The organism is Hymenobacter sediminis (assembly GCF_003231285.1).
GTDB lineage: Bacteria > Bacteroidota > Bacteroidia > Cytophagales > Hymenobacteraceae > Hymenobacter > Hymenobacter sediminis.
Map to the genome: position 1 here is coordinate 763950 of NZ_QKNS01000001.1, position 16842 is coordinate 780791.

Consider the following 16842-nt stretch of genomic DNA (forward strand, 5'->3'; position numbering starts at 1 on the left):
GTGGTGAATGTTCTGCAATGTTTAAGCAAGTTGCCCGTCAATACCAAAGATTAATTTTTGGGGCGTATAGCAGCTACTCCCTGGTTTTGATGTTTTTGCAGCATACTTACATTACTTCCGCCTTATAGAGCGGCGGAAGGCAGAAATAGAAAAGCCCATTCAGAACGGCTCCGTACGTAGGGCCTTCTATTCCCTACCTCTGTTTTCATGCTGAATCGTTATTTACTAAGCACGGCATTAGTGCTGCTGGCCGGAGCAGTTCAGGCGCAAGCCGTAACCCCTCTACACCGATTCTTTCAGCAGAACTTTGATACCACTATTGTTTATCAGAGCGGCTCTAGCCGGAATAATTCGCCCAACTACCTGATCTTGGCTAAGTACCAGGATCGGCTGGAGTTTTTTACTTATACCAGTCCGTACCGCAATACGCTGGGGCACTATTTCCCCGGTAAGCTGAGCCACAGATTCACCAAAGAGGAAAACAAGTTCCGGGCAACTATTCCGGATACCAACCAATATCTGCTGCCCAAGAGGGTAACAGGCGAGATACTGAGCCGCAATTGGCGCCTACTGAACCCGCCCCAACTGTGGACGATACAGGGAGACCAGCAGGCTTCAAAATCGACGAGCAAATGTGTAATTGAGGATGGCGATGAACACACTCTCTATCTGATTACTAGAGCCACCATCCGAGCTGTGCACTTTTACGCCCCGGAGTATTATGAGCAGTGCGCGGGAAAAGATGTAAACCGGCAGCAGGCGCTTCGGGTCAGCAATACATTGCACACACTTCTCGCAGAAGCCCGGTAAGGCCCATACGGTACCAGGGAGGCCTTGTTGGAAGGCGGCAGTTGGGCCACCCAGCCAAGAGAGTGCAACGCTGGCGGCTCGGCTATGTCCATTAGCTACCGCTGCGTAAGTTGCGGCCTTCCATTTCCTACCCCTGCTTTCATGTTGAAGCATTCCATACTGCCGCTGGGTGCGGCGCTGGTGTTGGCGACCAGTTGTACTTCCTGGAAGTACGCTTTGACTTTAACAGATAGCACACCAAATCCTGTACATATCGCCATTCAGGATTTTATAAATAATAGTCCGTTAAGGAAAGAGGACAGCATATTCAGTGTGACAATTCATAATTACAAAAATTCTCACGTAGTAGTACACATATACGGAGGCCCTAATAGGATTTGGGTTCTTACAAATGACAGGACTAATTTCAGTTATAGTAACTTTCCAACCAATTATACAGAAGCAGGAGGTAAGCTATTTTATTGGAAAGATTCCACAGGGGTAGTTACGCATGACATAATTCGGGTTCTAACGAAATATCAACATATCGACACTGCAGTTGTAAATGTTTTTATGCCTGACAGAATTATAGATCATACGAAACAGGCTGAGGATTATTATTTCTGCAAAAATAATTTAGGTAGATACAAGAAGGTTCGCACAAGGTTGGCAACGGGGTATTATAAACCACCTAAAGTGAAATGTAAGTAGACAATAAACGACTTGTTAATCTGCGCAACACGAAAGTAGAATATGTGTCCATTCGTTGCCGCTGTGCTATGTTGCGGCCGGACACATTCCTACCCCTCGTTTCATGTTGAAGCTTTCCGTATTGCCGCTGAGTGCGGCGCTGGTGTTGCTGGCTGGCTCGGCCCAGGCTCAGCAGCTGGGCCCGCTCACCGTCGAGAAAATTATGCGCGACCCGGCCCAGTGGCTGGGCAGCTCCCCCAACAACATTTCCTGGGCCGAGGATGGCAAGACCATTTACTTTACCTGGAACCCCGAAAAAGCCCGCCGCGACTCTCTTTACCGCCTTTCGCCTACCGGTGGTACCCCGCGCAAAGTAAGCCTGCGGGAGCAGCAGAGCCTGCCCACCACGGCCGGCGAGTACGACCAGCGCTACACCCGCAAAGTGTACGAGAAGGACGGTGACATTTACCTGCTCGACCTGAAAACCCAGCGCGTGCGCCGCGTAACCAACACCGCCGAGCGGGAAACCGACGCTCAGTTTGCTCTCCAGGGCCGGGCCATCAGCTACACCCGCGCCGGCAACCTGTTCACCTGGGACCTCGCCACCGGCGAAACCACTCAGCGCTCCGACTTCCGCCGCGGTAGCAAGCCGGCCTCCGGGGAGCCCACTGATAAGTCGGAGAAGTTTCTGAAGGCCCAGCAACTCGCCCTGTTTGAAGTGTTGCGCGGCAAGGAACAGGACGCCAAGGCCCGGCAGCAGCAGCAGAAAGCCCTGGCCCGGCTGCGCCCCAAAGCCATCTGGGTGGGCCAGCAAATGGTGCGCAACCTGCGCCTCTCGCCCGATGGGCGCTACATAACCTATACGCTGGTGCAGGAGCCCGCCACCCAGAAAGTAGCGCTGGTGCCCAACTTCGTTACAGCTTCCGGCTTCACCGAAGACATCAGTACCCGCACTAAGGTAGGCGCCGCCCAAACCGCGTATCAACTGGGCCTCTACGATGTGGGTCGGGATACCACGTTTGTGCTGGGCTACAAAGAGCTGAAAGGCCTTGATGAGCAGCCCGCCTACCGCAAGGAGTACCAGCTGCAGGCCAAAGCGCCTACCCCCACCGACACGGCCAAAGCCGCCGGGACCAAAAAAGACAAGCCCGCCACCGAAGTGCGCCGCGTAATCCCGTACGGGCCGTTCTGGTCCGACAACGGGCAGCACGCCTTCCTCGTCATCCGCAGCACCGACAATAAGGACCGGTGGATTGTCGCCCTCGACCCAACCACCCAGAAAATCCGCCTCCTGGACCGCCAGCACGACGACGCCTGGATTAACGGTCCTGGCATTGGCTACGACGAAGGCAACGTGGGCTGGCTCCCGGACAACCGCCGCATCTGGTTCCAGAGCGAGGAAACCGGCTTCAGCCATTTGTACACTGCCGATTTCACCTCGGGCCAGAAGAAAGCCCTGACCAGCGGCCGCTGGGAAGTGCAGAAGGCCCAGCTCAGCCGCGACCGGAAAACCTGGTACCTGACGGCCAATAAAACCCACCCCGGCGAGCAGCACTTCTACCGCCTACCTCTGGAAGGCGGCTCGATGACCCAGATTACTACCCTGCCCGGGGCCAGTGAAGTCACGCTTTCCCCCGACGAGAAGACGTTGGCCGTGCGCTACAGTACCTCCAATAAGCCCTGGGAGCTGTTTGTGATGGACAATAAGCCCGGGGCCAAAATGCGCCAACTCACCCACAGCACTACCCCCGAGTTTGAGAGCTACCCCTGGCGCGCGCCCGAAGTCATCAGCTACAAGGCCCGTGATGGGGCCGACGTGTACGCCCGCCTTTACCGCCCCACCAATGCCGCTCCCCAGGGCCCGGCCGTGATTTTCGTACACGGCGCTGGCTACCTCCAGAACGCGCATAAGTGGTGGAGCACCTACTTCCGCGAGTATATGTTCCACAACTTGCTGGCCGACAAAGGCTATACCGTACTGGATATTGACTATCGCGGCTCGGCCGGTTATGGCCGCGACGTGCGCACGGGCATTTACCGCTACATGGGCGGCAAAGACCTCACCGACCAAGTAGACGGAGCCAAGCTGCTAACCGAAAAGTACGGCGTCAGCCCCCAGCGCATCGGCATTTACGGCGGCTCCTACGGCGGTTTCATCACCCTGATGGCTATGTTCACCCAGCCCGAGGTGTTCCAGGCCGGGGCCGCCCTGCGCTCCGTCACTGACTGGGCCCACTACAACCACGGCTACACCGATAACATCCTCAATGAGCCTTACAACGACAGCATTGCCTACGCCCGGTCCTCGCCCATTAACTACGCCGCCGGCCTGAAAGGGCACCTGCTCATGTGCCACGGCATGGTCGATACCAACGTGCACTTCCAGGACATCGTACGCCTGAGTCAGCGCCTCATCGAGCTGAAAAAGGACAACTGGGAGCTAGCCGTGTACCCCGTTGAAGACCACGGTTTCGTGGAACCCAGCTCCTGGACTGATGAGTACAAGCGCATTCTGAAGCTTTTCGAAACCAACCTGAACCCTACCCCCGCTAGCGGCCGAAACACTGGCGGACAGTAGGGGAGTAGCAGAGTGAACCTGAGAGCAACCACAAAGGCCCATTGGTTATCCGATGGGCCTTTGTGGTTGCTCTCAGCTTTCTGTATCTGGGTGCAACCGTAAGTCGGCCGGGTCGGGCCGGTGTTCCAGTAAGTCGGCGGGTTGGCACTCGAGTACTTGGCAAATAGCAGCCAGGGTGCTGAACCGGACAGCCTTAGCCTTGCCACTTTTCAGAATAGAAAGGTTGGCCAATGTTATACCAACAGCCTCCGCCAGTGCGCTGAGCGTCATCTTGCGCCGGGCCAGCATCACATCTAAGTTCACAAGTATGGGCATCAGACGGTAAGTTCGGCTTCCTGTTGGAGTTCCACGCCCCGGCGGTAAATCAGGGCAATAACGCCCAGCACACTGATGGCCCACAGATTGGGGGTTTGCGCGTCGCCGGTTAGCTCTACATAGCGGGCCAGGGGTAGGGGCAAGTGCGGCGCCGGAAAGTCGGGCAGCAGCACCAGGAGCAGGGCGTGCGCGACTTCCTGCCAAACGGCCCAGCCCAGAATCAGGAGCGCAATCCAGCGCAGCCGTCGGGCATTGGCTTGCGTGAACGGGGCAGCAGGCGTTACGCCCCGCACCAGCAGCCACAACTGCCACACAATTCCGGCCAGGGCCACGGCCGCACCCAGGCCCATCGTAGTGTGCGAAGCTCCTAGCCAAAGCAGGGAGAGCCGCTTTCCAAACGACCGCTCCTGGTACCGGAGCACCTGCTGGTTGGTGTTGGTGAGCAGCTCAAAGCCGGCCGCGTTAAACCGCGGCGCCACCGAATCCGGAACAAAAGGTGCCGGCCGACGAACCCGCGCGGAGCCGGATCCGCCGGCCCGCCACCCGTCAGTGGCTCCTTCGGCTATGTCCTGTATAAAGTTGCGGTGCGGGCGCGTGAGGTTAAGCTGTAAGGTTACGGTATTGGCTGGCAAACGCAAAGAACGCCCGGTCACGTAACCCGTGTCAAACAATACGTCCAGTACGTGCACGCAGGCTGTAATCAGAGACAGCACCAGTATAAATCGGATGCAACGCAGAAAAAGGTCGTTTGATATGGTAGGCATGCGTACTGATAGTTGAATAAAGGATAAGTCAAAGGTGAAGAATGTATTATTGAAAAACAATAAATAAATATTGATAATGGGTAAATAAGCTATGCTAATCAATAAACCTGCTCTTAATGATAGTAAGCAAAAGATGAACGCTTCGCCTCCCATTCATCTATAAAACCTGTAGCTTTGCGGCCCTGCCCGGCATTACTATATGGGTAGGGCAGGGGCTGCCGGCCCCTTGCGTACTTCTACCTTACAAGCTGATGCCTTACCTGTTCACCTCCGAATCCGTTTCGGAAGGCCACCCCGATAAAGTAGCCGACCAGATTTCTGACGCTATCCTCGACGAGTACCTCCGTCAGGACCCCACCGCCAAAGTGGCCTGCGAAACGCTGGTTACTACCGACTTCGCACTGGTGGCCGGTGAAATCAAATCAACGGCTCACGTAGAGGCCGAACCTATCATCCGGGAGGTAATTCGCCGCATTGGCTACAACAAGCCCGAGTACCTCTTCAACGCCGATACCTGCGAGGTAATGAACCGCCTGCACGAGCAGTCGGCTGATATCAACCAAGGGGTAGAGCGCGCCAAGCCCGAAGAGCAAGGTGCTGGCGACCAGGGCATGATGTTCGGTTACGCCACCCGCGAAACCGAGAACTACATGCCTCTGGCCCTCGACCTGTCGCACCGCCTGCTGCGCGAGCTGTCGGCTATCCGGAAGGCAGGTCAGGAAATGACCTACCTGCGTCCCGACGCGAAAAGCCAGGTAACCATTCGTTACAACGACGACAATACGCCTGAGGCTATCGAAACCATTGTGGTAAGCACTCAGCATGATGAGTTCAGCGAGGATGAGCAGGCTATGCTCCGCCAGATTGAACAGGACATCAAGAGCATTCTGATTCCGCGCGTAAAGGCGCAGTTGAGCGAAGAGGTGCAGGCGCTCTTTACTTCCGACATCAAGTACCACATCAACCCCACCGGTAAGTTCGTAATTGGTGGCCCGCACGGCGACTCTGGCCTGACCGGTCGTAAAATCATCGTGGATACCTACGGCGGCAAAGGGGCCCACGGTGGTGGCGCTTTCTCCGGCAAAGATTCCTCGAAGGTTGACCGCTCCGCAGCCTACGCGGCTCGTCACATCGCCAAAAATCTGGTAGCAGCCGGCGTAGCTGACCAAGTGCTGGTACAGGTAGCCTACGCCATTGGGGTAGCTGAACCGGTAGGCGTGTTCGTGACCACCTATGGTACAACTAAAGCCACGGGCTCTTTCGGCCACCAGCTCACCGACGGCGAAATTGCTGAGAAGGTACAGCGCATCTTCGACCTGCGCCCTTATGCTATTGTACAGCGACTGGGCCTGCAGAACCCCATCTTCGCCGAGTCGGCCGCCTACGGCCATATGGGCCGCCAGCCCGGTACCAAGCAAGTACAGCAGGCCGATGGCAGCACTCGCACGGTAGAAACGTTCACCTGGGAAAAGCTCGACTACGTCGATAAAATCAAGGCAGAGTTCAGCCTGTAACGATACGCCTACCCCCCAGAATACAGCAAAGGCCCCTGACTTCAGAAGTCAGGGGCCTTTGCTGTATTCTGGGGGGTAGGCGAAAATCAGTGGCTAACCAGCTTTTCCTTATGCTTGATGATCTGGCGCTTTAAGTTTTCGGCGGCGGCGTCGGTAGCAGCTTCAAAGGTGCCGGCATCTTCCTGAGAGAAGAGGGTAGTGCCGGGTACGAACAGCTTCACTTCCACGGTTTTATTATCAATTCCGTCTTTATTATTAAGGCGAAGGATTACTTCACCTTCTATCACACGATCATAGAAGGTTTCGAGTTTATCGAGGCGCTTCTGGATGAAGTCTAGCAGTTTCTGGTCGGCATTGAAGTGCACCGATTGCATCTGTACTTTCATCAGTTGTGGGGTTAAGAGGTAAGAGAAGAAACAAAATCAGGCCTTGGGGTGGGCCTTTTCAAATACGGATTTCAGCTTGTCAATACTCAGGTGGGTGTACACCTGTGTCGCCGCCAGACTAGCGTGCCCAAGCAGTTCCTTAATAGCGTTCAGGTCAGCCCCTTTGCCCAGCAGGTGGGTAGCAAAGGAGTGCCGAAGCACGTGCGGGTGCTGCTGACCAGAAGCAGTGGTTATCTGACTCAGATAGTGCTTCACGGTCCGGTACACAAACTTTTCATAGAGCGGCTCTCCCTTGTCCGTAACGAGGAGGGCGGCGCCGGCGTTGCTGTCTACCCCAAATTCGCGTTGCTTAACTTCTATATAACGGCTGAGTACGAGCAGCAAGCTTGGGTTCAGGGGCACGATGCGCTGCTTGTTGCCTTTACCCGTCACGCGCACAGTTTTCCCCGGCAAACTCAGGTCATCGGTCCGGATGCCAATCAGTTCTGAAAGCCGGATGCCGGTACCGTACAATAGCTCCAGTACCAGTTGGTCGCGTACGCCTGCGAAGGTGTCCGGAAACTCAAAGGAGTTTAGTAAGCCATTCAAAGAGTCCTCGGCTACAAAGTCGGGCAGTTTCTTAGCCGCTTTAGGCGAGGTAATGCGCAGCATGGGGTTTTTCTGAATAACCCCTGTCCGTAGCAGGTACTTGTAGTAGGAGCGCAGGGTAGCAATTTTGCGGTTGACGGTGCGCGGGTCCTGCTGCTTCTGCATTAGCTCCACCACCCACGAGCGGATTAGCGTATGGTCGGCCTGGGTAAGGTCGGGCAACTCATAGGTCTTTAGCAGAAACTCTGCGAACTGCCGCAGATCCGTCTGGTACGAGAGCACCGTGTGCGGGCTGTATCGGCGCTCAAACCGCAGGTAGTCAAAAAATAATTCCATACATCGGGCGCCAGCCGCTAAGGCCGGACAACCAATGTATGGAATTCAAGAGAAGAAAGTGCAAAAGCCTGGACGCGAAAAAACCGGCCGACTTGCTCGTTGAAAGCAAATCAGCCGGTTTTTTCGTCCTGGCTTAAGCAGGGAACAGCCTTACGCGTTGTTTGCGTCGGGACCGTAGGTAGCCAGCTTGTAGATGGCCTTCTGCTTCTGCTTGCGGTTGGTGATGGAAGGCTTCTGGAAGAAGGTGCGACGACGCAGTTCTTTCAGAACGCCCGTGCGCTCAAATTTCTTTTTGAAGCGCTTCAGCGCACGGTCAACCGACTCGTTTTCTTTGATTTGGACGATGATCATATCTTCAGTGAACTTAGAAACCCGAACTTGGAGGGGCCGCAAAGATAAGTACAGAGTTGGAAGATTAAAAGCGCTTTAGCCAGATTTTGTTGTCGTAGCCGGTTTGCTCAACTATCAGAATCCATACGCTTTATTTCCTACCCAACTAAAAGGTCACAACCTACTTGAGCAGTGCGCGGGCAATTACCAGCTTCTGAATTTCGGAAGTACCCTCGCCGATGGTGCAAAGCTTTGCGTCGCGGTAGTATTTCTCAGCGGGGTAATCTTTGGTGTAGCCGTAGCCTCCAAAAATTTGCACGCCCTCATTGGCTACGCGCACCGATACCTCCGAGGCATACAGCTTAGCCATAGCCGACTCCAGGTTTACGTTCAGCCCGCGGTCTTTCATGTCAGCAGCCCGGTAGGTGAGTAGCGAAGCGGCTTCAATTTCAGTAGCCATATCGGCCAGCTTGAAGCTGATGCCTTGGAAGTTGCTGATGGGCTGGTTGAACTGTTGGCGCTCCTTAGAATACTGCAGGGCAGCTTCGTAGGCACCTTGGGCAATACCGAGGCTTAGGGCTGCAATGCTAATGCGGCCACCATCGAGCACCTTTAGCGCTTGTACAAAACCGTCGCCTACCTGTCCAATTACATTTTCCTTAGGTACGCGGCAGTCCGTGAAGATAAGTTCGGTCGTTTCCGAAGCGCGCATGCCCAGCTTGTCCTCCTTACGGCCAGCCTCAAAACCAGGAGTACCCCGCTCAACGATAAAAGCCGTCATGCCGCGGGAGTCGCCTACTTCACCAGTGCGGGCAATAACTACGGCTACGTTGCCACTTTTGCCGTGCGTAATAAAGTTTTTGGCCCCATTGAGCACATAGTCGTCGCCATCCAAAATGGCCGTAGTACGCATGTTGCCAGCGTCAGAGCCAGTGTTCGGCTCCGTTAGGCCCCAGGCTCCAATCCACTCGCCAGAAGCCAGCTTTGGAAGATACTTATGCTTCTGTTCCTCTGATGCGTGCTGCAGGATGTGCCCGGTGCAAAGCGAGTTGTGAGCCGCCATGCTCAGCCCAATGCTGCCATCAATTTTGGCCAGCTCCGCAATAGCCGTTACGTACTCAACATAACCGAAGCCGGCTCCGCCGTACTCCTGGGGCACGAGCACGCCCATCAGGCCCAGCTCGCCCAGCTTATGAAATACTTCTTTAGGAAATTCCTGCGTTTCATCCCAGCGCATCATGTGGGGCTTGATGTATTGGGCGCCGAAGTCGCGCACCATCTGGGCAATCATCGTCTGGTTTTCGGTAGTGACCAGTTCCATAATAGTGGGGTGGGGGTGGTGGGAGTGTTTGAGGATCAAGTAGCCAGTAATGAGTAAGAAGAACTGAGCCGGCATGATTTTGGGTCCGCGAAAGTAGGATTTTACTGGCGCACAAGCCAGTGTAGGATTAAGGCCTGAATCACGGAATTTTGAAAGGGGGCACTAATTCGGTTTCTTTGAAGGTTTTTTAGGGAAATACTGTCCTGTCAAAAGGCGCCCTACCCACCCTGACTCTAACCCCGGTTGCTCCGGCCTGCATGAATCAAGCTGTTTCTCGTTCCATACTGCGTCTTTGGCTGCTGTGTCTGCCTCTGGTAGTGCTCACTTTGTCCTGTACTACCTCCCGGGTGCGGCAGCAAAATATCCTATTCCGCACCGATGGGGCCGGCCGTCTGGACACAGCCCGTCTGCGTGATGTAGTGAACCGGGCAGAACGCAATTATATCATCCAACCTAACGACTACCTCGACGTTCGGGTGTATACGAACAAGGGGGAGCGAATACTGGACCCTAACGGGGAACTGTTCTTTGGCTCACCTGGAGGAAATAATACAGGTGGTGGGGGATTTTCCCGCCAGGGCACTAGCGGCGGAATTCAACGGGGCGGCCAACAGGGCGGACAGCAGCGCTTTGGAAATGGTCAGCAGGGTAGCAGTGAGTTTCTGGTGCAGCACGATGGGATAGTTAAGCTTCCCATGATTGAGTACGTCAAAATAGCGGGCTTGACTTTGTTGGAGGCTGACAGCATGCTGCAGGTGAAATATACTACGTTCTATAAAGATGTATTTGTGACTACCCGTGTCACTAACAACCGAATTATCGTGTTAGGTGCTACTGCAGGCGGTGCCCGCGTAGTGCAAATGTTTGACGATAATATGAACCTACTGGAAGTGCTGGCGCAAGTAGGAGGCATATCTGGTGGCTTTGTTGGCCCTACTGCTGGTAATGGCCAAGCTGGGCGGGCGGATAATATCCGCCTGATCAGAGGCGACCTGAAGAACCCCCAAGTCCAAATAATTGATCTGACAACTATTGATGGGATGCGCAGGGCTAATCTGCAGGTTGAGCCGAATGATATTATCTACGTGGAGCCAATTCGCCGGCCTTTCTATGAAGCTCTGGCTGACGCGACACCTCTGTTTTCATTTCTCGGCGGTCTTTCGGGTATAGCTACCCTCATTATTGCCATTTCAAGATAAGCACAAGCACGCGGCGTTTCTTTCAGGTATTACCTGAAGAATAGTTTCATTACTCATTACTACATGGCGGCGAAAGAAGAGGCTGAACTGGAAGATCTAATTCGTAATGCGGGCGGCGAGGTCGAGGACGACGAGGAGGGTGGCGGACTTGATTTAACTACGCTGCTGATGGTAGTTCGCAAAAGCCTCCCTTGGATGCTTTTGCTTATTCTTTTGGGCCTGACCGCTTCGTGGCTATTTCTTCGCTACACCCCCCCACTATACAAATCGTCGTCATCTATCAAAATTGATGAGAAGACGGAAGCCGGCGTGCTCGGGCTAGAAGGAATAGGGGGAGCTGTAGAAAAGCAGCAAAGCATCAATAAGCTCTCCGGTGAAGTGGAGGTTATCAAATCCGATATCATCTACCGCCGCTTGAAGGACTCGTTGAACCTAGCAGTAAACTATTACGCCAAGGGTACTGTGCTGGAAAACGAACTGTATCGGGCTTCTCCATTCCGCATTGAATATACCGCTTCACCCAACGCTGTCTACAATACCAAGGTTAGCGTGCAGCTTCTGCCCAACAACAAGGTGCGAATTCAGTATGAACAGAACAACCAGGAACAGGGTGGGGAATACTCGTTTGGTCAAGCGTTACAAGTACTGGGATTCACTATCCGAATATATCCAACTACCCTCTATTCGGCTGAAAGCCTAGAGACAGAATACCACTTCATTATCAATGATGAAGCGAGCCTGAACGCCTACCTAAGCGAGAATATGCTGGTAGAAATTGGAAATGCAGACGCCAACATTATCGGCATTTCCTTTACAGATCATAATCCACTAAAGGCCCGTGATATTGTTAATAAGGTAGATTCCGCTTACATGGTTGAAAAGCTCCTGCGTAAGCAAGAGCAGGCGGCCCGCGCTACCCGCTATATAAACGAGCAATTAGGAGAAAACCGCAAAGATCTGCAGCAGGCCGAGGAGGAAATGCAGGCGTTTGTGAAGCGCAACGGTACCTACGACATCAAGGCCGACGTGGGCGTTATTACGACATCGCTGGTGGAGATGGAAGAAGAGCGGGAAAAGCTGCAGGAGCAGATCAACGTGATGGACGAACTGAGCCGGCTGCTTAGTCAGCGCCGCCTGACCGAGCGCGAGGACGGGGACGTTTTTCAAGCCATACCGGCGCTAAGCGAAATGAAGGATCAGCAGCTTGCTCAACGTATCGTGGAGTTGAGTGATTTGCAGCTGGACCTGAAGCGTGCCGAATTATCCTATCAGCCAGGTGCCACCACTGCCCTGCAGACTAAGGAATTAGAAATAGTCAATACCAAGAGGATAATCAGGGAGCTGCTGGCGCGTAACCAGCAACTGATCCGGCGCCAAATTATATTGCTGGATGGGAAGCGAGCCCAACTAGAAGGCCGCTTACGGGAACTACCTGAGAAGGCAACAGAGCAGGCCCGCCTACAGCGCCCATTGGAGCTATACGAAAAGTATAACCTGAACATGATGGATAAGAAAATCGAGTTTGGTATCTCCATGGCTGGTACCACTGCCGATTTTCAAATTCTATCTCCGGCTACACTCCCTTCAGCACCAATCTCACCCGTTAAAGCTATGGTGTATGCCGTTGGGCTGGCGGTAGGCATTGTGTTGGGACTGGGCCTGATTGCTGTTCGCTACCTGATGCATAATACTGTAACCAACATACGTGAATTAGAGCGAGCTACTTCGGCGTCGGTGCTAGGTATCATTCCAACTTACGACAAGGAAAAGATGGCCGTTTCAAAACTGGTAGTTGATAAAAACCCCAAATCAGCTTTATCAGAGGCTATTCGCTCCATCCGGACCAACTTGGAGTTTATTGCTTCTTCTAAGAAGAAACGCCTGATTTCGATAACCTCTACTATCAGCGGAGAGGGTAAAACCTTCGTGACGGTGAATCTAGCCGGTATTATAGCTGCTTCTGATCAACGGGTAGTTATCCTAGATCTGGACATGCGTAAGCCCAAGGTCAACTTGGCATTTAACGCTGAGAACGTGAAAGGAGTAAGTACCATTCTGATTGATAAGCATGGCTGGCAGGAATGCATCCAGCACACAAACATTCCTACTCTTGACTTTATATCTGCCGGTCCTACTCCTCCCAATCCTTCCGAGCTAATCCTAAGTCCCCGTTTCGACGAGCTGATTCAGAACCTACACGAGCACTACGACGTGGTGATGATTGACACCCCACCGGTAGGGCTGGTGACGGATGGTATTCTTATTATGCGCAAAGCTGATGTGCCGATTTACATCGTCCGTAGCAATTATTCCAAGAAAGCTTTCTTGAAGAATATCAATAAGCTGATCCGGGTGAACGGCTTCACGAAGCTGAGCACCATCCTAAATGACGCGCAAAATGGTGGCGGGTATGGCTACGGCTATGGTTATGGCTACGGTTATGGCTACGGACAAGGTTATTATGAGGAGCCCACTACTAAGCGGGGGCTGCTAAGCCGATTCCGCAGGTCTTAGTTCCGTATTTGCCGGCTATGTCGTTTTTTCAGAAGTTGTTCGGGCCTAAAGCAACTGAACGGGAAGCATTAGCTACCCTTGCGTCGCTGGGCACAGACATGCACTCCCACTTGCTTCCGGGTCTTGACGATGGCGCCGAAACGCTGGAGCAGTCGTTGGTGCTGTTGAGGCAACTGCAGGAACTGGGCTACCGCAAACTGGTGATGACGCCCCACATCATGGGCGACTTTTACCGGAACACGCCCGAGGGGATTCGTAAAACTCTGGATGTGCTGCGCACGGCGGCAGCTCAGGCCGGTCTGGGTAGCGTGGAGCTTGATTGCGCCGCCGAGTATTACCTTGACGAATGGCTGGGTCAAAAGATAGAACAGAAAGAGCCGCTGCTGAGCTTTGGCGGCGAGCGGCGCTATGTTCTGTTTGAGACCTCCTATATAAATGAGCCCTTCAACTTTTCGGAAACCGTATTCAACATGCAGGCCGCTGGCTACCAGCCTGTGCTAGCCCATCCCGAGCGGTACACCTACCTCTACGGCCGGTTTGAAGAACTGATTCGGATTAGGGAAACAGGAGTACTTCTACAAGTAAACTTAAACTCACTGGTAGGCTACTACTCTTCAGGAGCGAAACGGGTGGCCGAAAAGTTAGTTGATAACGGCATGGTAGATCTGGTGGGTACGGATGCGCACAATGTAAAGCACTTGGAAAGCATCCGTAGCAAAGTACTGCGCAGCGACTACCTGCCGAAGCTGCTGGAACTGCCGCTATTGAATTCCACGCTCTAACTCGGACATACCGATACACGACTTACCCTCGCATCCATGATTTTTGTTACCGGTGGCAGTGGCCTGGTAGGAAGCTTTCTGATTGCAGCGCTGCTGCAACGAGGGCTGCCTGTGCGAGCCTTATACCGGGAACAGCCACCTAGTATCAGCCGCGCCGAACAAGTGGAATGGGTGGAAGGCGACATTCGGGATGGGTTAGGGCTACGGGCCGCGTTGGAAGGCGTGACTCACGTATTCCATTGCGCAGGGTTAGTTTCTTACGCTCCTCAGGATGAGGAATTGCTTTTGCAGATCAATGTGGAAGGAGCTGCTAACCTAGTAGATGCCTGCTTGGAGCGGCCTGGTATTCGGCTAGGATTTGTGTCGTCGGTAGCGGCGCTGGGCGGTGCAGCACCTGAACAGGCGGAAACTGTCGGCCCAGTGGTACTAGATGAAAACAGCAAGTGGGATTTGGGTGCTCACCATAACGCATATGCTACCTCCAAGTATCTGGGCGAACTGGAAGTATGGCGCGGTATCTCGGAAGGCTTACGGGCGGTTATTGTAAATCCATCCGTAATTCTGGGGCCGGCCGATTGGGACCGGAGCAGTACCCGCCTGTTTCGGTATGCTTATAATGAGCATCTGTTCTATACCCCCGGCAACATCAACTTGGTAGATGTGCGCGACGTAGTAGACGCACTGCTGAGCTTGACCCTTGACACGAAGTACAGTGGCGAGCGGTACGTGCTGAACGGCGGCTCCCTACCTCTGCGCGAGTTCTTAACCCAGGCAGCCACTTGCTTCGGAAAGCGCCCACCCACGGTGGCGGTGCCTGATTGGGCAGCCGAAACCATCTGGCGCCTAGAGCATGTGCGCTCCATCCTGACGGGAGCCCGCCCGCTTATCACCAAGGACACGGCCCGCGCCGGCCGCCGTGCCACCGAGTACCGGACCCGGAAGGTAGAGCAAGCCCTGAACATGCGGCTCCGGCCGCTGTCGGAAACCATTGTTTGGTGCTGCGCGGGCCTGCGGCAAGCAACGTCCGTCGGTCACTTGCAAACCAGCTTCTGACTATTTCAGGTAGTAAGCGCTACCGCAGGTTAAAACGTAAATCTGCGCTGAACCTGCCAGGCTCCGGTGCGGTTGTTGTATATTCAGGGCAAGAGGTTTTTCATCATAAGAGAAGCCTTATTTACCCCACGAAGTCTGCCTTTTTGGCGGCTGCGTGTCGATTGTAGCAGTATGAGAATGAACGAGAACTTTGAGGACCGGGATGAAGTGCTGGCTACTGTGCGTCGGTTTGAGCACATGGTAGCCCAGAACGAGCCCGTGTTTTTTGACCTGGCCGATTTCGAAAACATCATCGACCATTATACTACTAATACACAGTACGACAAAGCCTTGCAGGCCTGCGAGGCGGCTATTGCGCTCTACCCTTTCAGTACCGAACTACTCATTGACCGTTCGCAGGTATTGGCTATGAAGGGTGAATATGCCGCGGCCAGCACCCAGATTGAAGACGTAGCTCAACTCGACCCCGATAACCCCGATGTAGCCGTAACGCGCGGCATCATTGCTACCCAGAAAGGGGAGTTTGCCGAAGCGGTGGCATTCTTTCATCAGGCTGCTGAGCGCGCCCAGGACCGCGACGATATCTACTTCAACCTGGGCCTGGCCTACCAAAGCTGGCAGAAGTTCAAGAGTGCTGCCAAATTCTACAAGCAAAGCCTACGCCTGAACCCCGACAACGATGTGGCGGTGCAGGAACTGCTGTATTGCCTGGAAGTAAGTGAGCGGCTGGAGAAAAACCTGGAGTTCTTCCGGCGCTTCACCGATGAAGACCCTTACTCAGCGGTGGCATGGTACAACCTGGGGCAAGCCTACTACCGGGCCGGCAAGCTTGATGATGCTATCAGTGCTTTCGAGTACGCCATCCTGATTGATGGTAAGTTTCATGAGGCGCACGGCTTTCTGGCCAGCGTGTACGTGAGCCAGGAGCGCTACCGGGCGGCCATCAGCGAGTTTGAGCTGAGCTACCCCGAAGGCCAGCCTACCCCCGAGGCCCTCTGCAACATTGGCGAGTGCCACGAGAAACTGGCTGAGTGGGACCTGGCCCGTCGCTTCTACCAACGCTCCATCGACCTTGATCCGGAGATGGATGAGGCTTGGTTTGGCATTGGCATTGTGATGAATGTGCAGGAAAAGTACTTCGAGGCTATTCACTTCTTCCGCAAGGCCGTGAGCCTCTATGAGGAAAGCGTGGAGTACTGGATGGCGCTGGCGGCAGCTGAATACCAGATTGGCAACGTGGTGTCGTCTATCGAAGCCTATGAGAAAGCCGTGGAGGTAGCCCCCGACCATAAGGACGCCTGGCTGAATTGGAGCATCATTCTGTATGAGCAAGGCAACTTCGACGGGGCCATTGACCTGATGCGCAACGCCGTGGAAATTCAGCCCCTGGAGGCCGAGCTGCACTACCGCCTCTGCGCCTATTTGCTAGCAGGCGGCCGTTACCGCGAAGCATATCAGTGCCTGGAAAACGCCTTGGTGCTTGATTTTGATAAGCACCGCCTACTGTTCGATTACTTCCCGGAGCTGGAGTCGCAGAAGGCCCTAGCCCGGCTGATTGACCAGTACCGGAAATAAGAAAAGCATTAACAAGAAGAAGGGCCTTGCCTGCTGTATTGGGGGTAGGGCCCTTTTGCTTGTTAAGCGGTTACAGAATTCGGGCGTACTTTTGGCCCCGGCGTCGGC

At 54.1% G+C, this 16842-nt stretch carries 15 protein-coding genes; 9 read left to right on the forward strand and 6 right to left on the reverse strand.

Features of this window, described 5'->3' with window-relative positions; genetic code table 11:
• Window positions 1-207 precede the first annotated feature (207 nt).
• From DNI29_RS03200 to DNI29_RS03205, 3 genes are all read left to right on the forward strand, one after another.
• Window positions 208-810, forward strand: a complete 603-nt coding sequence (locus DNI29_RS03200) for a hypothetical protein (protein WP_123823049.1) — start codon at window positions 208-210, stop codon at window positions 808-810.
• A gap of 141 nt (window positions 811-951) precedes the next feature.
• The gene (locus DNI29_RS24030) at window positions 952-1500 is read left to right on the forward strand and encodes a hypothetical protein (RefSeq protein WP_123823050.1); all 549 of its coding nucleotides are present in this window, start codon (window positions 952-954) and stop codon (window positions 1498-1500) included.
• Between the two features lie 103 nt (window positions 1501-1603).
• A complete protein-coding gene (locus DNI29_RS03205; RefSeq protein ID WP_110976614.1) occupies window positions 1604-4057 on the forward strand; it encodes a prolyl oligopeptidase family serine peptidase in 2454 nt (817 codons plus the stop codon).
• A 72-nt stretch (window positions 4058-4129) separates the two neighbouring features.
• On the opposite strand, the gene DNI29_RS03210 is transcribed toward DNI29_RS03205, so the two are convergent.
• Complete coding sequence (locus DNI29_RS03210; protein ID WP_110976615.1) at window positions 4130-4372, reverse strand: helix-turn-helix domain-containing protein; 243 nt, start codon at window positions 4370-4372, stop codon at window positions 4130-4132.
• The gene (locus DNI29_RS03215; protein WP_162303492.1) at window positions 4372-5136 is read right to left on the reverse strand and encodes a DUF2975 domain-containing protein; all 765 of its coding nucleotides are present in this window, start codon (window positions 5134-5136) and stop codon (window positions 4372-4374) included. Before DNI29_RS03215 ends, DNI29_RS03210 begins: the two co-directional genes overlap by 1 nt.
• 251 nt (window positions 5137-5387) lie before the next feature.
• Between DNI29_RS03215 and metK the strand changes: the two genes are divergently transcribed.
• A complete protein-coding gene (metK, locus tag DNI29_RS03220) occupies window positions 5388-6650 on the forward strand; it encodes a methionine adenosyltransferase (protein ID WP_110976617.1) in 1263 nt (420 codons plus the stop codon).
• 86 nt (window positions 6651-6736) lie between these two features.
• Here the strand turns inward: metK and hpf are convergent, their stop codons facing one another.
• The 4 genes from hpf to DNI29_RS03240 form a co-directional block, all read right to left on the reverse strand.
• Window positions 6737-7036 carry a ribosome hibernation-promoting factor, HPF/YfiA family gene (gene hpf / locus DNI29_RS03225; protein WP_110976618.1) on the reverse strand — a complete coding sequence of 100 codons (300 nt, stop codon included), beginning with the start codon at window positions 7034-7036 and terminating at the stop codon, window positions 6737-6739.
• Between the two features lie 36 nt (window positions 7037-7072).
• A complete protein-coding gene (locus DNI29_RS03230; protein ID WP_110976619.1) occupies window positions 7073-7960 on the reverse strand; it encodes a tyrosine-type recombinase/integrase in 888 nt (295 codons plus the stop codon).
• Window positions 7961-8110: 150 nt separating this feature from the next.
• Window positions 8111-8311 (reverse strand): 30S ribosomal protein S21, encoded by a 201-nt coding sequence (rpsU, locus tag DNI29_RS03235; RefSeq protein WP_110976620.1) that lies wholly within the window; start codon window positions 8309-8311, stop codon window positions 8111-8113.
• A gap of 160 nt (window positions 8312-8471) precedes the next feature.
• On the reverse strand, window positions 8472-9611 hold the full coding sequence (locus DNI29_RS03240; RefSeq protein WP_110977277.1) for an acyl-CoA dehydrogenase: 1140 nt from the start codon (window positions 9609-9611) through the stop codon (window positions 8472-8474).
• Window positions 9612-9868: 257 nt separating this feature from the next.
• Between DNI29_RS03240 and DNI29_RS03245 the strand changes: the two genes are divergently transcribed.
• The 5 genes from DNI29_RS03245 to DNI29_RS03265 all read left to right on the forward strand — a co-directional run bounded on the left by DNI29_RS03245 (window position 9869) and on the right by DNI29_RS03265 (window position 16734).
• Entirely contained in the window at window positions 9869-10810 is a 942-nt protein-coding gene (locus tag DNI29_RS03245) for a polysaccharide biosynthesis/export family protein (RefSeq protein WP_110976621.1), read from the forward strand.
• Window positions 10811-10873: 63 nt separating this feature from the next.
• Complete coding sequence (locus tag DNI29_RS03250; RefSeq protein WP_110976622.1) at window positions 10874-13324, forward strand: polysaccharide biosynthesis tyrosine autokinase; 2451 nt, start codon at window positions 10874-10876, stop codon at window positions 13322-13324.
• Window positions 13325-13341: 17 nt separating this feature from the next.
• Complete coding sequence (locus DNI29_RS03255; protein ID WP_110976623.1) at window positions 13342-14106, forward strand: tyrosine-protein phosphatase; 765 nt, start codon at window positions 13342-13344, stop codon at window positions 14104-14106.
• A gap of 36 nt (window positions 14107-14142) precedes the next feature.
• On the forward strand, window positions 14143-15159 hold the full coding sequence (locus tag DNI29_RS03260) for an NAD-dependent epimerase/dehydratase family protein (RefSeq protein ID WP_110976624.1): 1017 nt from the start codon (window positions 14143-14145) through the stop codon (window positions 15157-15159).
• Between the two features lie 177 nt (window positions 15160-15336).
• Window positions 15337-16734 (forward strand): tetratricopeptide repeat protein, encoded by a 1398-nt coding sequence (locus DNI29_RS03265; RefSeq protein ID WP_110976625.1) that lies wholly within the window; start codon window positions 15337-15339, stop codon window positions 16732-16734.
• The last annotated feature ends 108 nt before the right edge of the window (window positions 16735-16842 follow it).